The sequence below is a fragment of the Pontibacillus sp. ABV4_188 genome, assembly GCF_056311905.1.
In genome coordinates, this window is record NZ_CM149975.1 from 1,822,416 (window position 1) to 1,846,279 (window position 23,864).

The following is a 23,864-nucleotide window of genomic DNA, read 5'->3' on the forward strand; positions in this document are numbered from 1 at the left end:
ATATGGACACCATTCGAGTTTTGGTCGTTGATGACTCTGCCTTCATGAGAAAAATGATACGGGATATTTTAGAAGCAGATCATCGAATAACTGTAGTTGGAACAGCAAGAAATGGAGAAGAAGGTCTGAAAAAGGTCAAAGAATTATCTCCTGACATCCTAACGCTCGATGTAGAAATGCCTAAAATGGATGGACTGACCTGTTTAAAAGAAGTAATGAAGACACACCCATTACCCGTTGTGATGTTATCAAGCATGACGACGCTTGGTGGGGAAAATACACTAAAAGCCATGGAATATGGAGCAGTCGACTTTATAGAGAAGCCTTCTGGAGCGATTTCTTTAAACATTGATTCAATAGGAGAGCAAATTGTAGCGAAAGTGATTGCTGCATCAAAGGCCAATCTGAATGAAGTAAGTAAACCACAGCTTTCCCAAAGAGTTACTTCTTCTAAGCTTATAAATAGAAATCGGTTTGATTATTCAAAAGGGGAACAGGATTTGATTGCTATTGGTACTTCAACTGGCGGTCCAAGAGCTCTTCAACAAGTGTTAACCGCCTTACCAAAAGACTATCCAGCTCCAATAGTTATCGTACAACATATGCCTCCGGGCTTTACGAAGTCTCTTGCTCAAAGACTTGACAGATTATGTAATATTTCCGTTAAAGAAGCGGAACATCATGAGATTTTACAACAAGGTGTAGCATACATAGCACCAGGTGATTACCATATGAAAATTCAGTATCAAACTAATTTAATCATTCACCTAGATCAGACAGATGCAACAAAAGGACATAGACCATCAGTAGATGTATTGTTCGGTTCAATTGCGCGTATAAACTCAATTAGCATGACCGCCGTAATAATGACTGGTATGGGATCAGATGGAGTAGTAGGGTTGGAGCAATTGAAGCAATCAAACAATTCTGTAGCCGTTATTGCAGAATCAGAAGAATCATCCATCGTATTTGGAATGCCTAAAGCAGCCATTCTAACCCGTTTAGTGGATGAAGTGGTACATGTAAATGAGATCAGTCTAGCTCTTATGAAAAGGGTAGGCGTAAACAAGAGGTGAAGATTTAATGGAAATGAGTCAATATTTAGAAGTATTTATTGAAGAGAGTAAAGAACATTTACAAACAGTAAATGATTCACTACTAAAGTTAGAAAAAAAACCTGAAGACCTAACCATCGTTAGTGAGATTTTTAGGGCTGCCCATACATTAAAAGGGATGTCAGCTACGATGAATTATCAAGATTTGGCTAATTTAACGCATAAGATGGAAAATGTTCTTGATCTCATCAGAAATAACAAAATTCAAGTAGACAGCGACTTATTAGATATTATTTTTGATGCTGTAGACGATCTTGAAGCAATGATTGGTGATATTGCAGCTGGAGGTCAAGGGGTAAGGGATGTTCAACAAGTTGTACAAAAGCTTGATCGAATAGAAAAAGGTGAATTTCCTGCCGATGTACAAGGTCAACAACCTGACAGTGAGTCTAAGGCTGAAGAGGCTAATGAGATTTCATATGAACTTATGATAGATGAATTCCAGCGTACCGTTTTGATGGAATCTGCCGAACAAGGGTTTATTAATTACGAAATCACCGTTTCGCTTACCAAAGATTGCATGTTAAAGGGTGCGCGTGTCTACATGGTGTTTGAAGTATTAGAACAAATAGGCGAAGTAGCACAATCAGCACCGACAGTTGATCAATTGGAAGAAGAAAATTTCGATCTTCAATTTAAAGTGTTACTCCTTTCAACACATGAAGAAGAAGACATTCAAGCCCGCATCCTAAAAGTTTCTGAAATTGATTCGGTAGATATAAAGAAAGTAACAGCTGAAGACTATGTATCTCATCAGGATGGTACCCAGTCCACATCCCATAACCATGTTATGGATGACACCAATCATCAATCTAGTAAGAAAGAACAAGCGACCGTAGCTGTGAAAGAGAAGGAGGGGGACTCTATAGAGCCAAAAGATCAAGAAGCTTCTCCTCAAAAGGTAGCACAGAGTAAAACTATTCGCGTTAATATAGATCGATTAGATGTTTTAATGAACCTGTTTGAAGAACTAGTTATTGACAGGGGGCGCTTGGAGCAAATTTCAACAGAACTAAACCATTCAGAACTACAAGAAACAGTAGAACGAATGTCTCGTATATCGGGTGATTTGCAAAGCATTATTTTAAATATGCGTATGGTACCGGTTGAACAAGTATTTAACCGTTTTCCTAGAATGGTTCGTCAATTGGCGAGAGATTTGAATAAGAAGGTAAATTTAGTTGTTGAAGGGGCTGAGACTGAACTTGATCGGACGGTAATTGATGAAATTGGGGACCCGCTAGTCCACCTAATCAGAAATTCATTAGATCATGGAATAGAAACACCTGAGAATCGTCTGGCAAAGGGGAAATCAGAAGAAGGAAACTTAAAACTCCAAGCGTATCATAGTGGCAATCATGTTTTTATTGAAATCTCAGATGATGGTGGAGGTATAAACCGAGATAAGGTGCTACATAAAGCTATAAATAATGGACTTGTTACAAATGAGCAAGCTTCTGGTTTATCTGACCAACAGGTATTTGATTATATTATGTCAAGTGGTTTTTCTACTGCGGATCAAATCTCTGATGTGTCTGGCCGTGGAGTCGGATTAGATGTAGTTAAGAATACAATTGAATCACTTGGTGGTTCAATCACAATAGATTCTGTTCCAGATAAGGGATCAACCTTCTCCATTCAATTGCCACTTACGTTGTCTATCATTTCAGTCATGCTTGTTGAGGTACAACAAGAGAAGTATGCTGTACCGCTTTCTTCTATTATTGAAACGGCTATTGTTAAGAAAGAAGACATCATGCATGCTCACAATAAACAAGTTATCGATTTTAGAGGTAGCGTGGTGCCGCTTGTTTCTCTTCAAGATGTTTTTGAGGTGCCACAGGAAGTGGAGAAAGGGGACTATTACTCTATTGTAATCATACGTAAAGGAGATAAAATGGCTGGTCTTATTGTAGATTCATTCATTGGTCAACAAGAAGTTGTACTTAAATCTCTTGGCAACTATCTTCAAAACGTATTCGCTATTTCAGGAGCTACGATATTAGGTGACGGACAAGTGGCTCTTATCATAGACAGTAATGCACTAATTAAATAGAAGGGGAAGTGAAGGTATGGAGGATCATACTCAGGATTTAAAAGTTATTGTATTTCAATTGAACAATGAAGAATATGGAGTTCCTGTGAGTCGAGTAGGCTCTATAGAGAGGATGCAACCGATAACTCGAGTCCCTCGTACTGCTCCTTTTGTTAAAGGAGTGATGAATTTAAGAGGAGTTGTCACACCCATAATTGACCTGAGGGAGCGTTTTGATATTGGGGAGGCAACCTATAATGATCGTACACGTATCATCATTGTTCGTCTTGAGGACATGGAAGTAGGCCTTGTAGTTGATGCTGCTAATGATGTCATAGACATTCCTGGTGGTACTATCGAGCCCCCTCCAGAGGTAGTAGGGACACTAGATGCAGATTACATAAGTGGAGTGGCGAAATTGGAGCGTCGATTACTCATCCTACTTGATTTAGAGGAAGTATTGTCAGATCAAGAAATGAAGCAATTGCAATCTATAGAAGGGTAAATCTGAATGGGTCTTGATAATCGTTTTAATTCATATCATTTGGATATTTTAAAAGAGATTGGAAACATTGGCGCAGGAAATGCTGCTACAGCATTATCGAAACTCTTACAACGTAAAATTGACATGAAAGTACCTTCTGTCCGTGTCGTGGATTTTGATGAAGTAATGAATATTGTTGGAGGAGCAGAACGGATGATTGTTTCTGTATTCCTTCGTGTTGAAGGTGATGCCCCAGGAAACATGTTCTTTATTATGTCTCCAACGCAAGCTAGTCGTTTTGTAAGGTACATGACAGGGGATGAATCCTTTGATTTCAATACACCACCTTATTCAGAGCTAGCTATATCTTCTGTACAAGAATTAGGGAATATTTTAGTAGGGTCATATTTATCGTCTATGTCGGATTTTACAAGCTTAGACCTTTATCCATCCGTACCTTCTATTGCAGTCGATATGGTCGGGGCCATTCTTAGTTATGGACTTTTAGAGTTTTCGAAAGTCAATGATTATGCCATTGTTGTGGATACGACGTTTGCAGATGAAGTTGCCGAAGGGGAACAAATGAAAGGTCACTTCTTTCTTCTTCCAGATCCCCCTTCATTTGAAACGATTTTCACTTCTCTAGGAGTTCCTACAGATGAAACATAATCATGTTGTGAAAGTGGGAATAGCTGATTTAAATATTGTTTACTCTCCGGGTGTAATCCGGACATCTGGACTGGGTTCATGCATAGGGGTTGTTATTTATGACTTGCGAGCAAAATTAGGAGGGATGGCGCACGTAATGCTCCCTGATTCTTCCTTGGCGAAAGGAGAGCACATAAAGCTAGCTAAGTATGCAGATACTGCTATCCCGATGTTAATAGATCTGTTAAAGAAAGAAGGCGGCAAAAGCTTTAAAGCAAAACTTGCAGGAGGTGCTCAAATGTTCCAATTCCAAAGCAATGACATGATGCGAATTGGACCTAGGAACTTGGAAGCTGTAAAGAAACAGTTAAAGGATTATGGCATTCCCATTGAAGCAGAAGATTGCGGGGGTGGCAGTGGACGTACTATTGAATTTAATCCTTCTAATGGTACCTTACAAATAAGAACAGTAAATAAAGGTGTGACAGAGATTTAATGGTGGGTTCAATCATATGGAATGTACTTTTTGCAAGTGTAGGTGCTTTACTGACCTTGTTTTTTTCTTCACCTCAAAATACAACCCCTACTACTTCAATTAAAGTGGGAATTGTATTTACTATCTTCTATCTATTTATGTATCTCTTTCGAAAGGCAATAGGAGTTTCTATTGTTTCTGTAGAGAAACAAAATGGAGGAGTTGCCGAAGGACAAAATTCAGGTTTGGAATTCCAGGAAACAAGTGAACAAGAAACAAAGGAAAGTCGATTATCAGATGAAGAAGCCAAGCAAACCTCAGACATGGTTAGGGCTTTATTGAATGAAGATCAATAGGTAATAGCGAGGAGGGTATCTATGAACAACAATTCGGCTCCTCATGAAGAACAATTATGGGAGAGATGGCACAAGGAACGAGATTTAGAATCTGGAGATGAGCTTGTGAAGCGATATATGCACCTTGTCATGTACCATGTGCAACGAATTGCTGCTCATCTGCCTCAAAGTGTTCATAAAGAAGATATTCGGAGTCTGGGATTAATCGGACTGTATGACGCTCTTGAAAAATTTGATGTGACACGTGACTTAAAATTTGACACGTATGCCTCATTTCGTATAAGAGGAGCCATTATGGATGGCCTTCGAAAAGAGGATTGGTTGCCTCGTTCCATTCGTGATAAATCAAAACGTATAGAGCAAACGGCAGAATATTTGGAACAGTCCTTGCAAAGAGAAGTAACTTCAAGGGAAGTTGCAAATTATTTGGGCATACATGAACAAGAGGTGGATTCTATTGTTAAAGACACTGTCTTTGCCAACCTTTTGTCTATTGAAGAAAAGCCAAAGGATACAAAAGATGAGCATAAAGAGGGGATTGGTTATTCGTTGCCAGACCAGAACACCATTACCCCACACGACCAAGTTATTAAAGAAGAGAATTATCGTGACTTAGCACACGGAATAAAGAAGTTAAATGAGAAAGAGCAATTAGTTGTTAGTTTGTTCTATCAAGAAGAGCTAACCTTAACGGAGATTGGGCAAGTAATGAGTTTAACAACTTCTCGTATTTCTCAAATTCACGCACGCGCTTTATTTAAATTGCGTAAGGTTCTTAAAGATACGATAAGTATGTAACGGGGGAGGGTTTTAATGGGGGTAATTGAGGATTTTTCAGATTATTTCACTGTTCAAGTTGCTTCAGATAAAATGGTAGCAACCCTTCTGTTAAAGAAAGAATATCATTTAGAGCTCTCTTGTTCTAAAGCTGACCTAATCGAAACATTAAACGCTTACCATATTACATGGGGGTTTAAAGAAGACAGCCTTGAAATTATTGTTTCTGGAGCGCAGGAGGATCAATTCCCTATTGTGGTTGCTGAAGGAATGCCTCCGCAGCATGGTACGGACGGTGAAATACAATATGAGAAAGAGCTAGATCGGACATTCACTTATGATGAAAAAGTTAACTTTCGCGATGTTATTAAAATTCCTTCTGTGCACGCTGGAGATTCTTTGCTTACGGTTCTTAACCCTACAAATGGAATATCTGGAAGGAACGTGTCTGGGGAAGAAATCCCTCCTAAACCAGGGCGTTCTGTACTATTACGACCAGGTCAGAATGTAGAATGGAAAAAGAGTGAATCAAGAATGTACTCAACTTCAGATGGCCAACTATCAGTGGATGACAGAAGTATTCATGTATACCCATTATATGAAATTCATGGTGATGTATCTATGAGAACAGGGAACATAGAATTTGTAGGGAGCGTTGTCATTCGAGGGAATGTACCTACCGGTTATACCATTAAGGCTACTGGAGACGTTACGATTTATGGACTCCTTGAAGGTTCAACAGTTGAGGCAGGGGGGTCAGTTTACATATCAGAGGGAATTGCAGGGCACGGAAAAGGGAGTGTAAGAGCTGGAGTAGACATTAAGTGCGGCTATATAAATCAAGGGAAGATAGAAGCAGGGCGAGATCTATTCGTTGAAAACTCTATATTACATAGTGATGTAATAGCGAGAAAACATATCTATTGTCAAAAAGGAAACATCATTGGTGGGTCCCTTTCTGCTGGTTCTTCGATTGAAGCGAAAGACATCGGTAACAAAATGAATACACCTACTCAAATCTATGTAGGTTCTAATAAGAAGCTATTAGAAACTCAACAGGAACTTGAATTTGAGAAGGATCAATTAATGGATACTTTACATAAGCTCTCGATTATCGGAGATAAATTGCTTTTAAAAAAAGAAAATTCTGGACTAAGCAGTAAGGAACGCATAACTTTATTGCGACAGCGCAATTCATACGAACAAACATATTCGAGACTCCAAGTCGTGCAAAAGGAGTTAGAAGCTTTGGTTCCTAATTACGAAGATGGAGATCAAGCTTATTTATTGACTCACGGTACATTATTTGCGTATGTGACGATTGCATTTGGAAAATACCAGCGTAGAGAAAGTAGGAATTATACGAAAGCAAAAGCTACATTCAAAGACGGTGAAGTACTCATACAATCTATGGAGGATCACCCTCAATCTTCAGCTTCTGTGTAGGTAAAGAAAGGAATTTTATGATACCATTTTTAATCGCCATTAGCTTTTTGTTACATGGAATTCTTCTAGTAGCCGTTGTGATTTTATCTCTAAGAGTATCGAAAGCGAAGGAGCTAGAGAAACGTCAAGAACAGATAGCTAAAGAAATAGAAGATACATTTACTGCTTATTTAATAGAAATTAAAGAAGAAAACGCCAATCTTTTGAATAAACTTGAAGAAAATGGTGACAATGGTGGAAAGGTGAAGCAGGACGAGGAAACGCTAGAGGATGCTCCTTATATTGCAAATAGAAAAAATAATATAAATCATGTTCCTGATCAAGTAGTAAAGAAAGAGGAAACAGAAAGCAAAAGGGGCAACGAAAACGACACTCCTTCCTATCAGCCTCCAGTTCCGGGTGAACAAGATCACTATCAGCCATCAATGGAATCCACCGTTTTTCAAATGTATGATGAAGGTGCAACGATCGAGGAAATTGCCAAACGGTTAGATCGTGGAACAACAGAAATTGAACTTACATTGAAATTCCACTCAAGAATGTCATAATTATTCTTGCTTGGAATGATGTCGTATGATATATTTATTTTTGGTGTTAGTACACACGCTTGTCGATTCATGCGGGTGGTGCTCTACTCAGAGTTCCGTAATGAAGATGATACAGGCGGAGGATAACAAATAACCATTAGGAGGAAACATCATGTCAGTAATTTCTATGAAACAGCTTTTAGAAGCTGGTGTTCATTTCGGACACCAAACTCGTCGTTGGAATCCAAAGATGAAGAAATATATCTTCACGGAGCGTAACGGCATCTACATCATCGACCTTCAGAAAACAGTTAAGAAGGTTGACGAAGCGTTTAACTACGTTAAGGAAGTAGCAGCGAACGGCGGTAACGTCCTTTTCGTTGGTACGAAGAAGCAAGCACAAGAATCTGTTAAGGAAGAAGCAACTCGTGCTGGTCAGTACTACATCAACCAGCGTTGGTTAGGTGGAACACTTACAAACTTCCAAACAATCCGTAAGCGTATTGCTCGTCTTAAAGATATCGAGCGTATGGAAGAAGACGGTACATTCGAAGTACTTCCTAAGAAAGAAGTCGTAGAACTTCTTAAAGAAAAAGAACGTCTTGTTAAATTCCTTGGCGGTATTAAAAATATGGAAAGTCTTCCGGACGTAATGTTCATTATCGACCCCCGTAAAGAGCGTATCGCTGTAGCGGAAGCTCATAAATTAAACATTCCGATTGTTGGTATCGTTGACACAAACTGTGATCCAGACGAAATCGACTACGTTATCCCTGCGAACGATGACGCGATTCGCGCTGTAAAACTTCTTACTTCTAAGATGGCAGACGCTGTTCTTGAAGCTAAACAAGGCGAAGAAACTGAAGAAGTTCAAGCTGAAGAAGCAGAAACAGCTGCTGAATAAAGAAGGTTTGAAAGGTGATAAGAGGGATTAACCTTTTATCACCTTTTTTAAAGAAAAGATAGCATAATGTTTACGTTTTACAACAAGCAAAACGGCACAAATTGTCATTGCTTTTCTTTGAACATAATATTGAACATTTAAGGAGGATTTTATAATGGCTGTAACAGCAAAACAAGTTAAAGAACTACGCGAACAAACAGGCGCGGGTATGATGGATTGTAAAAAAGCCCTTACTGAAACTGATGGTGATATGGAAAAAGCGGTTGAATGGTTACGTGAAAAAGGTATGTCTAAGGCTGCCAAAAAAGCGGACCGTATCGCTGCGGAAGGTTCTGCTTCTATTGAAGTAGACGGCAACACTGCTGTTATCTTCGAATTGAATGCAGAAACAGATTTCGTTACAAAGAATGATCAGTTTAAAGCAATGCTTTCTGAGATTGGTAAGCATCTTGTAAAACAACAACCAGCAACTGTAGAAGCGGCACTTGAACAACCACTTCATGGTGAAGGGGATACTCTTCAAGATTACATCACTTCTCAAGTAGCTAAAATCGGAGAGAAAATTTCTCTTCGTCGTTTCGAAATTATCACAAAAGGTGATAACGATGCATTTGGCGCTTACACTCACATGGGAGGTCGCATTGGCGTACTTTCTGTTCTTGAAGGAACAACGGATGAGGCTGTTGCAAAAGACGTTGCGATGCACGCTGCAGCAGTTAACCCTCGTTACGTGACACGTGATGAAGTACCTGAAGAAGAAGTTAACGGTGAGCGCGAAGTTCTTAAGAAAGAAGCGCTAAACGAAGGTAAGCCTGAGCATATCGTTGAAAAAATGGTAGAAGGCCGTCTTAACAAATTCTACGAAGGTATTGTTCTTACTGAGCAAGCATTCGTTAAAGACCCAGACCAAAAAGTTAAACAATATGTATCTGAAAAAGGTGCTTCCATTAAAGGCTTTGTACGTTACGAAGTTGGCGAAGGCATGGAGAAGAAAGAAGAAAACTTCGCTGAAGAAGTAATGAACCAAGTAAATAAATAAAACATGATAGCTTTAGTGGAATAGGGGACACGTGGTGTTCCCTATTTTCAAAAGCTTACATAAATGTGATATGGAGGTTATTATGACAACAGCTCACTATCGTCGTGTTGTATTAAAGTTGAGTGGGGAAGCGTTAAGTGGTGCAGAAGGATATGGGTTAGACCCAGCTGTCATTCAATCCGTGGCACGCCAAGTTAAAGAGATTTCAGAATTAGGTGTTGAAGTTGCGGTCGTTGTTGGCGGTGGAAACATCTGGCGTGGAAAAGTAGGAAGCGAAGTTGGCATGGATCGCGCAACTGCTGACTATATGGGGATGCTTGCAACTGTAATGAATTCGTTAGCGATGCAAGACAGCCTTGAGAATATTGGGATTCCTACACGCGTTCAAACGTCCATTGAAATGCGTCAAGTAGCAGAACCATATATTCGTCGTAAGGCAATTCGTCATCTTGAAAAGAAACGAGTAGTGATTTTTGCTGCGGGTACAGGTAACCCTTACTTTTCAACGGATACTACTGCTGCATTACGTGCTGCTGAAATTGAAGCAGATGTCATTTTAATGGCTAAGAACAATGTAGATGGCGTCTATAATGATGATCCTAAACAAAATAAAGATGCAAAAAAATATGACGAATTATCCTATCTCGATGTTCTTAACGAAGGGTTAGGCGTAATGGATTCAACTGCCTCTTCGTTATGTATGGACAACGACATCCCGCTTCTTGTATTCTCAATTACAGAAGAGGGTAATATTAAAAAAGCCGTTCTAGGCGACCAAATAGGAACTATTGTGAGGGGGAAATAAATATGCCTAAAACAGTATTACAACAAACAAAAGAACAAATGGAAGAAGCGGTTCGCGCGTTTACACGTCAATTAGCTACGGTACGAGCAGGACGTGCTAATCCATCCATCCTTGATGGTGTGAAAGTAGACTACTATGGTGCTGTAGTACCACTAAATCAATTAGCAACGATTTCTGCTCCTGAAGCACGTATGCTAGTAATTACACCATTTGACAAGTCCTCAATTAATGAAATTGAAAAAGCTATTCAAAAAGCTGACCTTGGTCTTTCTCCATCTAGTGATGGTAATATTGTACGTATTAATATTCCAGCTTTAAATGAACAGCGTCGTAAGGACCTTGTTAAAGTAGTTAAGAAATATACAGAAGAAGCAAAAGTACAGGTCCGTAATGTTCGTCGTGATTCTAACGATCAACTTAAGAAGCTTGAGAAAGATGGAGACATCACGGAAGATGAACTGCGCAGCTATCAAGATGATGTGCAAAAAGAAACAGATAAGAACATTGCTGAGATCGACAAAGTTGCTAAGACTAAAGAAGAAGAAATCATGGAAGTTTGATGTATTTCCTTGTACAATGAATGATGAACCCTCTTGCTAGAAGGGGGTTTTTCATTTTTGGGCTAATCAAGGTGTGCAGATGATTGGCTTTCGCTAATAGGCGAAAGCCTCATTTTTCTATACATATACAATTAACGCCCCCCAATGGAGGATCTCTAATGGTACTAAAACTTCCTTTTTTTAAAAAGAAGATGACACCGACAGAATCAATACCACTTGATCGTACTAATATTCCTAGGCATGTTGCTATAATTATGGACGGGAATGGAAGATGGGCAAAAAAACGTGGGTTACCTCGCGTGGCTGGTCATAAAGAAGGAATGGATGTTGTCAAAAAAATCGTTCGTCGTGCAACAGACTTGAACGTTGGCGTTCTAACATTGTATGCATTTTCTACAGAGAATTGGAAACGTCCTAAAAACGAAGTAGAATTTATTATGAAATTACCTGATGAGTTTCTTAACACATACTTACCAGAATTAATAGAGAATAATGTGAAAGTAGAGACCATCGGTCATATTGAAAAACTACCTCCTCATACAAAGAAGGCTGTAGAAAACGCTAAGAAACAAACTGAAGGCAATACAGGACTTATTTTAAATTTTGCTCTCAATTATGGCGGGCGTGATGAAATTGTTCAAGCCGTTCGTCAGGTAACCCAGCAAGTTATAGATGAAAAAGAAAATCCTTCTACTATTTCAGAAGAGATGATCTCCTCTCATCTATACACACACCAGTTGCCAGATCCTGATTTGTTAATTCGAACGAGTGGAGAACAGCGGCTGAGCAACTATCTGCTATGGCAACTTGCCTATGCTGAATTTTGGTTTACAGAAGTATTATGGCCTGATTTTGATGAAGGTCAATTCGAAAAAGCTCTCCATGATTATCAACAACGTAAGCGACGTTATGGAGGGGTATAAGGTGTTGAAAATGTTATGAAACAACGAATCGTTACGGCGATTATATTTGGTTTGTTAATCATTCCTATATTCTTCTTTGGACAACTTCCGTTTGTCATTCTAATATATGGTTTTGCTACAATTGGTCTTGCTGAACTTATGAGAATGCGACGGATATCCCCTGTATCGTTTCCTGGGGTGGTATCTTTTGTTCATTTATGGGTGCTGTTAGCTCCTGAAGAAACTTTTTCAGGGATCATCGACATGACCAAAGCAGAATTCACATTGTTAGCTGTGTTTATACTTCTAGGTTACACAGTTCTTGTTAAAAACAAGTTTACCTTTGATGAAGCAGGTTTCTTACTGCTTTCTGCTGTATATGTAGGTATGGGATTTTACTATCTAATTATGACTAGAAATGTGGAAGAGTTCGGTGTTCATTATGTATTTTTCACGTTATTGTTAATATGGGCGACCGATACAGGAGCTTTCTTCTTTGGCAAAGCAATGGGGAAACGAAAGTTGTGGCCACAAATTAGTCCTAAGAAAACAATAGAAGGCTCTCTTGGAGGGATCTTGTTAGCTTGTGTGGTAGCGGTTATTTTTCACTTGTTAGCACCACTTGATAAATCGATGTTTGTCATAATCGCTGGGGCTGTTCTTATTGCTATATTTGGTCAAATTGGAGACCTAGTGGAGTCTGCCTACAAACGACACTATTCAGTTAAGGACTCAGGGAAGTTGTTGCCAGGTCATGGAGGAGTACTAGACCGCTTCGATAGCTTAATTTTTGTGCTCCCCATTCTGCATTTTATCCAATTTATATCATAGGATTAAATTAGCATAGGAGCGTGAGGAATGAAACATATAGCTTTGTTAGGGTCTACTGGATCAATTGGGGTCCAAACCACAGACGTTATACGCAATCACCCGGAAGAATTTAAATTGTTTGCGATGGCATTTGGACGAAATGTAGAGAAAGCTTTGCCTCTAATTAGAGAGTTTAATCCGTCCATCATCGTCGTTCAAGATGAAGAAGCCAAAACGAAACTAATCGAAGAAAATGTACAAGCAGAAATATTAGTTGGATCTAAAGGCATGAAGGAGATCGCAACACATGATCGTGTTGATGTATTGGTAAACGCGATTATGGGAAGTGTGGGTCTTGAAGCCACACTCGGGGCGATTGAATCACATAAACAAGTTGCTCTTGCTAATAAAGAAACGCTTGTTACAGCTGGGCATTTAGTTATGGAGGCAGCTAAAAGGAATCAAGTTGATATCCTACCTGTAGATAGCGAACATTCTGCTATTTACCAATGTTTAAATGGAGAGAATCATAAGGATGTTAACAAAATCACTCTAACAGCATCTGGTGGGAGCTTTCGTGACAAATCCCGTGCTGACCTTGAAGGTGTAACCGTAGAAGATGCTTTAAATCACCCCAATTGGAGCATGGGTGCTAAGATTACCATTGATTCAGCCACTATGATGAACAAAGGATTAGAAGTGATAGAAGCTCATTGGCTTTTCGATATTCCTTATGACAATATTGATGTGATTCAACATCGGGAAAGTGTCATTCATTCCATGGTTGAATTCAAAGATAAAAGTGTGATTGCTCAATTAGGCACACCTGATATGCGTGTTCCGATTCAATATGCGTTAACTTTTCCTAATCGACTTGAAATGCAAGAAACGAAAACGTTAAACTTAGTAGAAATAGGAAAACTTCACTTTGAAGAAATGGATTTCGATCGCTTTCCTTGCTTACGAATGGCTTATGAAGCTGGAAGAGCGGGCGGTACGATGCCTACTGTATTAAACGCTGCAAATGAACAAGCTGTAGCACTTTTCTTAGAAGGCAAGATTTCTTTCCTGACGATTGAAGCGTTAATTGAACGTGCATTAGAAGAGCATGAGGTAATCCCTAAGCCCTCTCTTGACACGATCGTAGCGGTTGATCAAGAAATACGAACAAGAATCAAATCATACGTAAAGTAAAAGGTAGGTGCTATTTTTGCCAACTGTATTAGCATTTATATTCATGTTTGGATTGCTTGTATTTGTTCATGAACTGGGTCACTTAATATTCGCTAAGCGTGCAGGCATGTTGGCTCGTGAATTTGCAATTGGATTTGGTCCAAAAATCTTCTCGTTTATGAAAAATGAAACGCTATACACCATTCGCTTATTGCCAATTGGCGGGTATGTACGTGTAGCAGGAGAAGATCCTGAAATCGTAGACTTAAAGCCAGGTCACCATATTGGACTTGAATTTGGTCAATCTGGAAAAGTTAATCGTATTATCGTGAACAATAAGTCTAAATATCCAAATGCAAGAGTCATTGAAGTTGAACATGCTGATTTAGATCATAAGTTGATGATCCAAGGGTATGAGCTTGATGAAGATGAAAAGCTTCTATTTGAAGTTGAACCAGATGCTATGTTTGTGATGGATGAGAAAGAAACGCAAATTGCGCCATATGATCGTCAATTTGCATCAAAGACAGTATCTCAACGAGCCATGCAATTATTTGCTGGCCCAATGATGAACTTTCTTCTCGCCATAATCATCTTTTATCTCCTTGCTATGATACAAGGGGTTCCTTCAAACGATGCAACCTTAGGAAAGTTAACAGACGATGGTCCAGCTCAAGAAGCAGGGTTACAACAAGGAGATAAAGTAACTTCTGTTGATGGGGAAAATGTAGGAACTTGGGTTGAGCTTGTGGAATCCTTACAAGAAAAACCTAATGAAACCGTAGAACTTTCTATTGTTCGAGATGGAGATAGTTTAACCATCCCAGTAAAAACAGGAGTTATGGAGCGGGATGGTGAAGAAGTTGGGAAGATAGGGGTTTTCCAACCTAAAGAAAAATCTTTCACTACATTAGCCACGTATGGGTTTACTAAAACGTATGAAATCACTACAATGATTTTGACGAACCTCGGGAAGTTGGTTACAGGTCAATTATCAATTGATCAGCTATCAGGTCCTGTAGGTATTTACAATGCAACTGATGAAGTTGTTAGTATGAGTTGGGCGAATTATTTGCCATGGATTGCGATGTTAAGTATTAATCTTGGGATTATTAACCTTGTACCACTTCCTGCTCTAGACGGAGGACGTTTACTATTTGTAGGCGTTGAAGCGGTGAGAGGGAAACCAATTGAACCTCAAAAAGAGGCTATTGTACATTTCATCGGTTTTGCTCTTCTCATGTTACTCATGATTGTAGTAACGTGGAATGATATTCAAAGGTTATTTTTATAAGTAAATAGAGAGACGAGGTGAATAAGGATGAAACAGAGTGAAATGCTCTTACCTACACTACGTGAAAATCCTGCAGATGCAGAGATTAAAAGTCATCAACTACTAGTTCGTGCTGGTTTCATCCGAAAAGTAGCTTCTGGTATATATTCCTTTTTACCAGCAGGTACGAAAGTATTACGAAAAGTAGAAGCAATTGTTCGAGAAGAAATGGAAAATGCGGGCGCTCTTGAAATGAATATGACGGCACTACAGCCATCTGAACACTGGAAAGAAACAGGGCGCTGGAATACATTTGGTCCAGAGTTAATGCGGTTGAACGACCGTCACAATCGTGAATTTGCTCTAGGTGCTACTCATGAAGAAGAAGTAACAGCTATTATTCGTGATGAAGTGAAGAGTTATAAACAATTGCCATTAACGGTTTATCAAATTCAATCCAAGTTTCGAGATGAAAAACGCCCTCGTTTTGGGTTGCTTCGCGGCAGAGAATTCTTAATGAAGGATGCTTACTCCTTCCATAGTTCTTATGAAAGCCTTGATCAAGCTTATGAACGTATATTTCAGGCTTACACGAATATCTTTACCCGTCTTGGTTTAAACTTCCGTGCTGTTATTGCCGATTCAGGTGCTATGGGTGGTAAGGATACTCATGAATTTATGGTATTATCTGAAGTTGGCGAAGACACGATTGCATACTCAGATAAAAGTAGTTATGCAGCCAATATCGAAATGGCTCCAGTTGTAGATACGTACGAAGCTTCAGCAGAGCAACCTAAGGAACGTGAAAAGGTTGCTACACCGAATTGTAAGACGATGGCAGAAGCTGCTAATGCACTTGGGCATTCTATCTCAGAAGGTATGAAAGCCATTATGTTTAAGATCGATGATGAAAAATTAGTCATGGTTCTTACACGTGGAGATCATGAGGTAAACGACGTTAAGTTAAAGAATCTCTATGATGCTAGCTTAATCGACCTAGCCTCAGAAGAGGAAGTTAAAGCTGCGATTGGTGCGGGTTTCGGCTCACTAGGCCCTGTTGGGGTTTCTGAGACTATCGAAATTGTAGCAGATAATGCCGTTAAAGGTCTTGCTAATGCGACGTGTGGAGCAAACGAAGATGGATTCCACTTTACAAATGTTACCCCTGGGAATGATTTTGAGGTTACACACTACGCGGACCTTCGTTTCATCCAAGAAGGAGACCCATCTCCAGATGGGGAAGGCACGATTCAATTTGCTAAAGGAATTGAAGTTGGGCATGTATTTAAGCTCGGTCAATTTTATGCAGACAAAATGGGAGCTAATTTCCTTGATGAAAACGGAAAGAATCAAACACTCATTATGGGTTGTTATGGAATTGGGGTATCGCGTACGTTAGCTTCAATTGTAGAACAGTATCATGATGATTCAGGCATAACTTGGCCGAAACAAGTTGCTCCATATCAAGTTCACCTTTTAGCATTAAATGTGAAAAAAGAGGAACAAAAAGAATTAGCTGAACGTTTATATACAACTCTAAAAGATGAGGGTATTGAAGTATTATATGATGATCGTAAAGAACGTGCAGGTGTGAAGTTTGCGGATAGCGATTTGATAGGAATTCCACTTCGTCTTACAGTAGGTAAGCGAGCGGATGAAGGAATCGTTGAAAGTAAGGTTCGCTCAACAGGTGAACAATCTGAAGTGCATGAAAATGAGCTAGTTGACCATATTAAAGAATTACTAAAAGAATTGTAAGTGGAAAATAGGTACCTTCGTCAACCGAAGGTACCTCTCTTTGCTTATGAAGGGGAGGATTTATAGCATGGACCTTTCACAGATAGAAAAAATGCAGTTGCTCCTAAAGCAAATCGAAATGCCAGAGGATCTTGTAAATGAACATTTTCAAGATAGCAAGTTAACGAAGTTATCGGTGCATAAGCCGACAAAAGAATGGCACTTTTACTTTTATATCCCTAAAGTGTTACCCGCTGATGTTTATGCTGTATTTACAACCAAGCTCTATGAAGCTTTCCATCACATTGCAACGATTACATGGTCCATTGATACAGATGAGAAAAAGTTAGATGAAGATGGTATTTGTGATTACTGGTTACACTTTGTCAAATCAATACCAGATCTATCACCTGCTTATAAAGATTTATTACATGAGCAGCGTCCTCAGATTGATGGAAATAAGCTTATTTTGCATGCGCGTAATGATGCAGAAGCCCATGCTTTAAAACGTAGATTAAGCGAGCCATTTCAAGCTTTCTGTAATCGAGTGGGGGCTTCTCTATATGTTCTAACGGTTGAAGTGAGTTCTTCAGAGGAAGCTCTAGAACAGTTTAAGGAACAAAAGAAGCAAGAGGATAAAGACATTGTTCAAAAGGCAATCCAGGAAAAAGAACAGCGTGCTAAGGAGAAAGATGATGATGAAGTGCTTCATGAAGGACCACTTCTCATTGGTTATAACATTAAAGATGTTCCTGAAAAAATCGAATCCATTCAAGAAGAAGAAAACACGATGGTGATCCAAGGTTATGTCTTTGATGTTGAAATAAGAGAACTTCGTTCAGGTCGTCACCTTCTTATGGCTAAAATGACCGACTATACTGATTCAATCCAAGTGAAGATGTTCTCAAGAAGAGATGATGATGAAGAGAAGTTCCAAAGATTGAAAAAAGGCATGTGGATTAAGGCGAAAGGTCGTGTTCAGACCGATAACTATACGAATGAATTAACCATGATGGGTTCAGATATTAATGAAGTTAAGCCTGTAGTGCGTAAAGATGATGCACCAGAAGGTGAAAAGAGAGTCGAACTTCATGCGCACACCACCATGAGTCAAATGGATTCTACGGTATCAGCTTCTCGTTTGGTTGAACAAGCAGCTAAATGGGGACACAAAGCTGTTGCCATTACGGACCACGCTGTTGTACAAGCATATCCAGAAGCCTACGCAGCAGGGAGTAAGAATGGTGTTAAAGTTCTGTATGGTTTGGAAGCCAATATTGTAGATGACGGTGTTCCTATTGCCTATGAAGAACAAGACCGTGACTTAGCAACAGATGAATATGTTGTCTTTGACGTGGAGACGACAGGTTTATCAGCTATTTATGATACAGTTATTGAATTAGCGGCTGTAAAGATCAAAGAAGGGGAGATTATTGACCGTTTTGAGTCATTCGCTAACCCTCATGAACCTTTAAGCCAAACAACAACTGACCTCACGGGAATTACGGACGACATGGTTAAAGACGCTCCTGATCCTGATGATGTCATTAAAGATTTCCATGCATGGATGGGGGATTCTATATTAGTAGCTCATAACGCAAGCTTTGATATGGGCTTCTTAAATGCAGGGCTCAAAAAGATTGGATATGAGAAAGCATCAAACCCTGTTATTGATACGCTAGAACTCGCAAGACTCGTTGTCCCGCAACTTAAGAACCACCGTCTTAATACACTTTGTAAGCAATTTGATATTGAACTCACTCAGCACCATAGGGCGATTTATGACGCTGAAGCGACTGGATACTTGCTTTGGAAATTATTAAAGGAAGCTCGTAAGAAAGACATTAACAATCATATGGATTTAAATAAATACATGGGAGAAGGGAACGCGTATCAACGTTCTCGCCCTTCACATGCCATTTTATTAGCTCAAAATCCAACAGGTCTCAAAAACATTTACAAGCTTGTTTCCATGTCTCTTGTGAATTATTTCTACCGTGTCCCTCGTATTCCAAGGTCTGTCCTTAAGAAGTATAGGGAAGGGATCCTGATTGGTAGCGGTTGTGATAAAGGTGAAGTATTTGAAGCAATGATGCAGAAGTCACAAGATGAAGCTGAGAAAGTGGCTGAGTTTTATGACTATATTGAGGTACAACCCCCTTCAAATTATTACCATCTAATCGAAAAAGACCTTATAAGAAATGAAGCTCATTTATACGATATCTTAAAAAACTTAATTAATATGGCGGATCGATTAGAAAAACCAGTTGTCGCTACAGGAAACACACACTATGTAGATGAGCATGAGAAGATTTACCGAAAAATCCTAATTGCTTCTCAAAGTGGTAACCCCCTTAACCGACAAACGCAACCTGATGTACATTTTAAAACCACCAACGAAATGCTAGATGACTTTTCTTTCTTAGATGAAGAAACTGCAAAACGAGTAGTTGTAACGAATTCGCAGCAGATAGCAGATTCAATTGAGGAAATCAAACCGGTTAAAGATGATCTGTACACGCCAAATATTGATGGGGCTAATGATGAGATGCGGGAAATGACCTACAATAAGGCAAGAAGTATTTATGGTGATCCGATTCCTGAGCTTGTAGAAAAGCGAATCGAAAAAGAACTCGATAGCATTATTGGAAACGGCTTTGCTGTTATCTATTTAATCTCACAGAAACTTGTAACGAAATCTCTAGACGATGGCTATCTTGTTGGTTCGCGTGGCTCAGTTGGTTCGTCTTTCGTAGCTACTATGACCGATATTACTGAGGTAAACCCTTTACCCCCTCACTATGTTTGTAATGAATGTCAGAAATCTGAATTCTTTACAGATGGATCAGTAGGTTCTGGTTTTGATTTACCCGAGAAAGACTGTCCTGACTGTGGTATAGCGTATAAGAAAGATGGTCAAGATATTCCGTTTGAAACGTTCCTAGGATTCAAAGGGGATAAGGTTCCTGATATTGACTTAAACTTCTCAGGAGAATACCAGCCAAGAGCACACAACTATACTAAGGTATTATTTGGTGAAGATAAGGTTTTCCGTGCGGGTACTATAGGTACAGTTGCTGAGAAAACAGCATACGGATTTGTTAAAGGCTACGCAGGTGACCATGAAATTCAATATAAAGGTGCTGAAGTAGACCGATTGGTACAAGGATGTACTGGGGTGAAGCGTACAACCGGACAACACCCTGGGGGAATTATTGTTGTTCCTGATGATCAGGATATCTATGATTTTACACCTATTCAGTATCCAGCAGACGACCAATCATCTGAGTGGATGACGACACATTTTGACTTCCACTCCATCCATGATAATCTCTTGAAACTAGATATTCTTGGTCACGATGATCCAACCGTTATCAGGATGCTCCAAGACTTAAGTGGTATTGATCCTAAAACAATTCCGACAGATGATGAAGAAGTGATGAAGATCTTTAGCGGCCCACAAGTATTAGGAGTAGAACCAGATCAAATTATGTGTAAAACAGGAACACTTGGTGTACCTGAGTTTGGTACTCGATTTGTACGTCAAATGCTTGAAGATACAAAACCATCTACTTTCGCAGAGCTAGTTATCATTTCAGGCTTGTCGCACGGAACGGACGTTTGGCTAAATAATGCCGATCAGCTCATTAGCGATGGTATATGTACACTTTCTGAAGTAATCGGTTGCCGTGATGACATTATGGTCTATCTAATGCATAAAGGACTAGAAGCTCCTACAGCCTTTACTATAATGGAATTTGTTCGTAAAGGACGTGGCTTAAAACCTGAATGGATCGACGAAATGAAAAAACACGGTGTTCCAGATTGGTATATTGAATCTTGTAAGAAGATTAAATATATGTTCCCGAAAGCACACGCAGCTGCTTATGTTCTTATGGCTGTCCGTATTGCTTACTTTAAGGTCCATCACCCGATCTATTTTTATGCTGCTTATAACACGGTACGTGCTAGTGACTTTGACATCAACACAATGGTGAAAGGATCAGAGGCTGTCCGATCACGTATTAAAGAGATTAATGGAAAAGGGTTAGATGCCACTCCTAAAGAAAAGAGTTTGTTAACGGTCTTAGAACTGTCTCTAGAAATGCAAGAACGTGGATTCTCCTTCCAAAAAGTGGACTTGTATCGCTCTGCTGCAAGCGAATTTATTGTAGACGGAGATACATTGATCCCGCCATTTAACTCTATTGATGGATTAGGAACAAACGCGGCCATTAATATTGTAAAAGCACGAGAAGACGGAGAGTTTTTATCAAAAGAAGATCTCCGAGAACGAAGTCGCATTTCTAAAACTGTTTTAGAATATTTAGATGAGCATGGATGCTTAGAAGGATTACCTGATAAAAACCAGTTATCCTTGTTCTAACTGTTTAGAAACCATGGCTTGCTAAAATTTCGTGTGTGTGGTATATTTTTGATGGAATGACAGAAGATACGTATGAGAGTAAAAGAGTGGGGCAACCCACTCTTTCGTATTACTTCCGAATTTGATCGCCGAACGAATTCCCTGCTGTCTCAGCAGGGAATTTTAGCGTATTGGCTTATCCAGCTAGTAATAATAAAAAAGGAGGGAATTCCATTGGGAAGCCAGAATGTTACGGAAATAACTGAAGAACTCATTCAACCAATCCTTGAAGACATGAACCTTGAACTTGTAGACATTGAGTTTCAACAGGAAGGGAAAAACTATTTTCTACGAGTTTATGTTGATAAAGAGGGTGGGGTTGATATCGAAGAATGCGGCCAGGTTAGCGAGCAATTAAGCGAGAAACTTGATGCTCAAGATCCCATTACCTTCCCTTACTTTTTAGAAGTATCATCACCTGGTGCTGAACGCCCATTAAAGAAGAGAAAAGACTTTGAAAAATACGTAGACCATAATGTGAATATAAAAGTATACGAACATATTGATGGTGAACAAGAATTCGAGGGACGCTTACTATCCTTTGAAAATGATATAGCTTCTATAGAAGTAACTATCAAAACACGTAAGAAGACATATGAAATACCGTTTGACAACATTGCAAAAGCAAGGTTAGCTGTCAGTTTTAATTAAAGGGGGAAGAAACGGTGAGTAGTGAGCTTTTTGATGCCATTCATTACTTAGAGAAAGAAAAAGGAATAGACAAAGACCTTCTGATGGAAGCATTAGAAGCGGCACTTATTTCTGCTTATAAAAAGAATTTCAAATCAGCCACAAATGTTCGGGTTGATCTTGATGAAGTGAGTGGAGGCATGCATGTTTATGCCAGAAAACTTGTTGTTGAAGAGTCTATGGACCCCCAACAAGAAATTTCTCTAGATGAAGCTAAGAAAATCGATCCAAACTATGATGTCGATGATGTAATCGAAATTGAAGTAACACCGAAGGACTTTGGTCGTATTGCAGCACAAGCTGCTAAGCAGGTTGTCACTCAACGTGTACGCGAAGCTGAGCGCGGTGTAATCTTTAATGAATATATTGATCGTGAAGAAGATGTGATGACAGGGATTATTCAACGTAAAGATGCAAGATTTACTTACATTAATCTTGGCAAAGTTGAAGCTCGTCTTCCTGTTGGAGAACAAATGCCGACAGAAGAATATCATGTTCATGATCGTATAAAAGTATTTGTAACAAAAGTTGAAAACACAAATAAAGGGCCTCATATTTATGTGTCTCGTTCGCATCCGGGTCTTCTTAAGCGTTTGTTTGAGATGGAAGTACCTGAGATTTATGATGGAACAGTTGAGATTAAATCTGTTTCTCGTGAAGCAGGGGATCGCTCTAAGATTTCTGTTCATGCTCCAGACCCAGAAATTGATCCAGTTGGTTCTTGTGTAGGACAACGCGGTCAAAGAGTACAAGCTATTGTGAACGAGTTAAAAGGTGAGAAAATTGATATCGTGCAGTGGTCAGAAGATCCTGTCGTATTCGTATCAAATGCCTTAAGCCCTGCCAAAGTGGTAGAGGTATTAGTGGATGAAGAAGAAAAAGCAACAACAGTCGTTGTACCGGATCATCAACTTTCACTAGCAATCGGTAAGCGTGGACAAAATGCACGACTTGCTGCTAAATTGACTGGATGGAAAATTGACATCAAGAGTGAATCAGATGCTTTAGAAGACGGCACGATTACTCCTGGTGAACATCAAGAGGACGCTTATTCTGAAGTAGACGACGATCTATTTGAATAAGGGGGACTCGAAATGGCTAAGAACAAAAAAACACCATTAAGAAAATGCGTAGTTACCAAAGAAATGCTACCTAAACAACAGCTAATTCGTGTCGTAAGAAATAAAGACGGGGAAGTTTTTATTGATGAAACCGGAAAGAAGAACGGCCGAGGTGCTTATTTAACTAAGGATGCAGAAGTCATTAAAACCGCTCAAGAAAAAAGTGTTTTATCCCATCATTTAAAGGCCAAAGTGGATAAGGAGCTATATGATCAGCTTCTAGACATGGTGCAAGGGGATTAATATGAATCAGAAGTTCCTCAATATGATTGGACTTGCATTTCGAGCGGGAAAATGTACTTTAGGTGAAGAAGCCATCGTTCGTGATATACAACGAAAACGAGCCTGCCTGGTTTTAATAGCGAATGATACGGGGATGAATACCAAGAAGAAGCTTGTTGATAAATGTAGCTTCTATAAGGTCCCTTATCGGGAAGTGGTTGATAGGGACACATTATCCGGTGCGATAGGGAAATCAGGCAGAGTAGCTTTGGCTATAAACGATCGTGGTTTCGCAACGAAAATCACATCGATGCTCGATGAATCTATTCGGGGGTGAAC

General features: G+C 39.4%; 23 protein-coding genes. All 23 read left to right on the forward strand.

Annotated elements, in window-relative coordinates; translation table 11 throughout:
- Positions 1-2 precede the first annotated feature (2 nt).
- The 23 genes from ACYX4O_RS09265 (at position 3) to ACYX4O_RS09375 (ending at position 23,862) form a co-directional block, all read left to right on the forward strand.
- Complete coding sequence (locus ACYX4O_RS09265; RefSeq protein WP_476356574.1) at positions 3-1,076, forward strand: protein-glutamate methylesterase/protein-glutamine glutaminase; 1,074 nt, start codon at positions 3-5, stop codon at positions 1,074-1,076.
- Between the two features lie 7 nt (positions 1,077-1,083).
- Positions 1,084-3,171: a chemotaxis protein CheW gene (locus ACYX4O_RS09270; protein ID WP_476356576.1), complete on the forward strand. Its 2,088-nt coding sequence runs from the start codon at positions 1,084-1,086 to the stop codon at positions 3,169-3,171.
- A gap of 16 nt (positions 3,172-3,187) precedes the next feature.
- On the forward strand, positions 3,188-3,655 hold the full coding sequence (locus ACYX4O_RS09275; RefSeq protein WP_476356578.1) for a chemotaxis protein CheW: 468 nt from the start codon (positions 3,188-3,190) through the stop codon (positions 3,653-3,655).
- 6 nt (positions 3,656-3,661) lie between these two features.
- The gene (locus ACYX4O_RS09280) at positions 3,662-4,303 is read left to right on the forward strand and encodes a chemotaxis protein CheC (RefSeq protein ID WP_476356580.1); all 642 of its coding nucleotides are present in this window, start codon (positions 3,662-3,664) and stop codon (positions 4,301-4,303) included.
- Complete coding sequence (locus ACYX4O_RS09285; protein ID WP_476356582.1) at positions 4,293-4,778, forward strand: chemotaxis protein CheD; 486 nt, start codon at positions 4,293-4,295, stop codon at positions 4,776-4,778. Before ACYX4O_RS09280 ends, ACYX4O_RS09285 begins: the two co-directional genes overlap by 11 nt.
- Positions 4,778-5,113 (forward strand): hypothetical protein, encoded by a 336-nt coding sequence (locus tag ACYX4O_RS09290; RefSeq protein ID WP_476356584.1) that lies wholly within the window; start codon positions 4,778-4,780, stop codon positions 5,111-5,113. Before ACYX4O_RS09285 ends, ACYX4O_RS09290 begins: the two co-directional genes overlap by 1 nt.
- Positions 5,114-5,134: 21 nt before the next feature.
- A complete protein-coding gene (locus ACYX4O_RS09295) occupies positions 5,135-5,911 on the forward strand; it encodes a FliA/WhiG family RNA polymerase sigma factor (RefSeq protein ID WP_476356586.1) in 777 nt (258 codons plus the stop codon).
- Between the two features lie 15 nt (positions 5,912-5,926).
- Positions 5,927-7,336, forward strand: coding sequence for a DUF342 domain-containing protein (locus ACYX4O_RS09300; protein WP_476356588.1), 1,410 nt, complete (start codon positions 5,927-5,929; stop codon positions 7,334-7,336).
- A 17-nt stretch (positions 7,337-7,353) separates the two neighbouring features.
- Complete coding sequence (locus tag ACYX4O_RS09305; protein ID WP_476356590.1) at positions 7,354-7,884, forward strand: hypothetical protein; 531 nt, start codon at positions 7,354-7,356, stop codon at positions 7,882-7,884.
- 151 nt (positions 7,885-8,035) lie between these two features.
- Positions 8,036-8,767 carry a 30S ribosomal protein S2 gene (gene rpsB / locus ACYX4O_RS09310; protein WP_476356592.1) on the forward strand — a complete coding sequence of 244 codons (732 nt, stop codon included), beginning with the start codon at positions 8,036-8,038 and terminating at the stop codon, positions 8,765-8,767.
- Positions 8,768-8,921: 154 nt separating this feature from the next.
- A complete protein-coding gene (tsf, locus tag ACYX4O_RS09315) occupies positions 8,922-9,806 on the forward strand; it encodes a translation elongation factor Ts (protein WP_476356594.1) in 885 nt (294 codons plus the stop codon).
- 82 nt (positions 9,807-9,888) lie between these two features.
- Positions 9,889-10,611, forward strand: coding sequence for a UMP kinase (gene pyrH, locus ACYX4O_RS09320; RefSeq protein ID WP_036778758.1), 723 nt, complete (start codon positions 9,889-9,891; stop codon positions 10,609-10,611).
- Between the two features lie 2 nt (positions 10,612-10,613).
- Positions 10,614-11,171, forward strand: a complete 558-nt coding sequence (gene frr, locus ACYX4O_RS09325) for a ribosome recycling factor (RefSeq protein ID WP_476356596.1) — start codon at positions 10,614-10,616, stop codon at positions 11,169-11,171.
- Positions 11,172-11,329: 158 nt separating this feature from the next.
- On the forward strand, positions 11,330-12,094 hold the full coding sequence (locus ACYX4O_RS09330; RefSeq protein WP_476356598.1) for an isoprenyl transferase: 765 nt from the start codon (positions 11,330-11,332) through the stop codon (positions 12,092-12,094).
- 15 nt (positions 12,095-12,109) lie between these two features.
- Entirely contained in the window at positions 12,110-12,904 is a 795-nt protein-coding gene (locus tag ACYX4O_RS09335; RefSeq protein ID WP_476356600.1) for a phosphatidate cytidylyltransferase, read from the forward strand.
- 27 nt (positions 12,905-12,931) lie between these two features.
- The gene (gene dxr, locus ACYX4O_RS09340) at positions 12,932-14,077 is read left to right on the forward strand and encodes a 1-deoxy-D-xylulose-5-phosphate reductoisomerase (RefSeq protein ID WP_476356602.1); all 1,146 of its coding nucleotides are present in this window, start codon (positions 12,932-12,934) and stop codon (positions 14,075-14,077) included.
- A gap of 16 nt (positions 14,078-14,093) precedes the next feature.
- Positions 14,094-15,350, forward strand: a complete 1,257-nt coding sequence (gene rseP / locus ACYX4O_RS09345) for an RIP metalloprotease RseP (RefSeq protein WP_476356604.1) — start codon at positions 14,094-14,096, stop codon at positions 15,348-15,350.
- Positions 15,351-15,377: 27 nt separating this feature from the next.
- On the forward strand, positions 15,378-17,087 hold the full coding sequence (locus tag ACYX4O_RS09350) for a proline--tRNA ligase (RefSeq protein WP_476356606.1): 1,710 nt from the start codon (positions 15,378-15,380) through the stop codon (positions 17,085-17,087).
- 67 nt (positions 17,088-17,154) lie between these two features.
- Positions 17,155-21,453 (forward strand): PolC-type DNA polymerase III, encoded by a 4,299-nt coding sequence (locus tag ACYX4O_RS09355; protein ID WP_476356608.1) that lies wholly within the window; start codon positions 17,155-17,157, stop codon positions 21,451-21,453.
- A gap of 213 nt (positions 21,454-21,666) precedes the next feature.
- Positions 21,667-22,143 carry a ribosome maturation factor RimP gene (gene rimP / locus ACYX4O_RS09360; protein WP_476356609.1) on the forward strand — a complete coding sequence of 159 codons (477 nt, stop codon included), beginning with the start codon at positions 21,667-21,669 and terminating at the stop codon, positions 22,141-22,143.
- Between the two features lie 14 nt (positions 22,144-22,157).
- Entirely contained in the window at positions 22,158-23,264 is a 1,107-nt protein-coding gene (gene nusA, locus ACYX4O_RS09365) for a transcription termination factor NusA (RefSeq protein WP_476356611.1), read from the forward strand.
- A 12-nt stretch (positions 23,265-23,276) separates the two neighbouring features.
- Positions 23,277-23,546, forward strand: a complete 270-nt coding sequence (gene rnpM / locus ACYX4O_RS09370) for an RNase P modulator RnpM (protein ID WP_476356613.1) — start codon at positions 23,277-23,279, stop codon at positions 23,544-23,546.
- A gap of 1 nt (position 23,547) precedes the next feature.
- Positions 23,548-23,862 carry a L7Ae/L30e/S12e/Gadd45 family ribosomal protein gene (locus ACYX4O_RS09375; RefSeq protein ID WP_476356615.1) on the forward strand — a complete coding sequence of 105 codons (315 nt, stop codon included), beginning with the start codon at positions 23,548-23,550 and terminating at the stop codon, positions 23,860-23,862.
- The last annotated feature ends 2 nt before the right edge of the window (positions 23,863-23,864 follow it).

Bases quoted from the DNA above. Each gene is read 5' to 3' on its own strand.
- ACYX4O_RS09375 (WP_476356615.1), top strand. From the start codon at position 23,548: ATGAATCAGAAGTTCCTCAATATGATTGGACTTGCATTTCGAGCGGGA.
- ACYX4O_RS09355 (WP_476356608.1), top strand. From the start codon at position 17,155: ATGGACCTTTCACAGATAGAAAAAATGCAGTTGCTCCTAAAGCAAATC.
- ACYX4O_RS09305 (WP_476356590.1), top strand. From the start codon at position 7,354: ATGATACCATTTTTAATCGCCATTAGCTTTTTGTTACATGGAATTCTT.
- ACYX4O_RS09270 (WP_476356576.1), top strand. From the start codon at position 1,084: ATGGAAATGAGTCAATATTTAGAAGTATTTATTGAAGAGAGTAAAGAA.
- rpsB (WP_476356592.1), top strand. From the start codon at position 8,036: ATGTCAGTAATTTCTATGAAACAGCTTTTAGAAGCTGGTGTTCATTTC.
- rnpM (WP_476356613.1), top strand. From the start codon at position 23,277: ATGGCTAAGAACAAAAAAACACCATTAAGAAAATGCGTAGTTACCAAA.
- ACYX4O_RS09295 (WP_476356586.1), top strand. From the start codon at position 5,135: ATGAACAACAATTCGGCTCCTCATGAAGAACAATTATGGGAGAGATGG.
- ACYX4O_RS09350 (WP_476356606.1), top strand. From the start codon at position 15,378: ATGAAACAGAGTGAAATGCTCTTACCTACACTACGTGAAAATCCTGCA.
- ACYX4O_RS09335 (WP_476356600.1), top strand. From the start codon at position 12,110: ATGAAACAACGAATCGTTACGGCGATTATATTTGGTTTGTTAATCATT.
- ACYX4O_RS09275 (WP_476356578.1), top strand. From the start codon at position 3,188: ATGGAGGATCATACTCAGGATTTAAAAGTTATTGTATTTCAATTGAAC.
- pyrH (WP_036778758.1), top strand. From the start codon at position 9,889: ATGACAACAGCTCACTATCGTCGTGTTGTATTAAAGTTGAGTGGGGAA.
- tsf (WP_476356594.1), top strand. From the start codon at position 8,922: ATGGCTGTAACAGCAAAACAAGTTAAAGAACTACGCGAACAAACAGGC.
- ACYX4O_RS09280 (WP_476356580.1), top strand. From the start codon at position 3,662: ATGGGTCTTGATAATCGTTTTAATTCATATCATTTGGATATTTTAAAA.
- ACYX4O_RS09290 (WP_476356584.1), top strand. From the start codon at position 4,778: ATGGTGGGTTCAATCATATGGAATGTACTTTTTGCAAGTGTAGGTGCT.
- ACYX4O_RS09300 (WP_476356588.1), top strand. From the start codon at position 5,927: ATGGGGGTAATTGAGGATTTTTCAGATTATTTCACTGTTCAAGTTGCT.
- dxr (WP_476356602.1), top strand. From the start codon at position 12,932: ATGAAACATATAGCTTTGTTAGGGTCTACTGGATCAATTGGGGTCCAA.
- frr (WP_476356596.1), top strand. From the start codon at position 10,614: ATGCCTAAAACAGTATTACAACAAACAAAAGAACAAATGGAAGAAGCG.
- ACYX4O_RS09285 (WP_476356582.1), top strand. From the start codon at position 4,293: ATGAAACATAATCATGTTGTGAAAGTGGGAATAGCTGATTTAAATATT.
- ACYX4O_RS09330 (WP_476356598.1), top strand. From the start codon at position 11,330: ATGGTACTAAAACTTCCTTTTTTTAAAAAGAAGATGACACCGACAGAA.
- ACYX4O_RS09265 (WP_476356574.1), top strand. From the start codon at position 3: ATGGACACCATTCGAGTTTTGGTCGTTGATGACTCTGCCTTCATGAGA.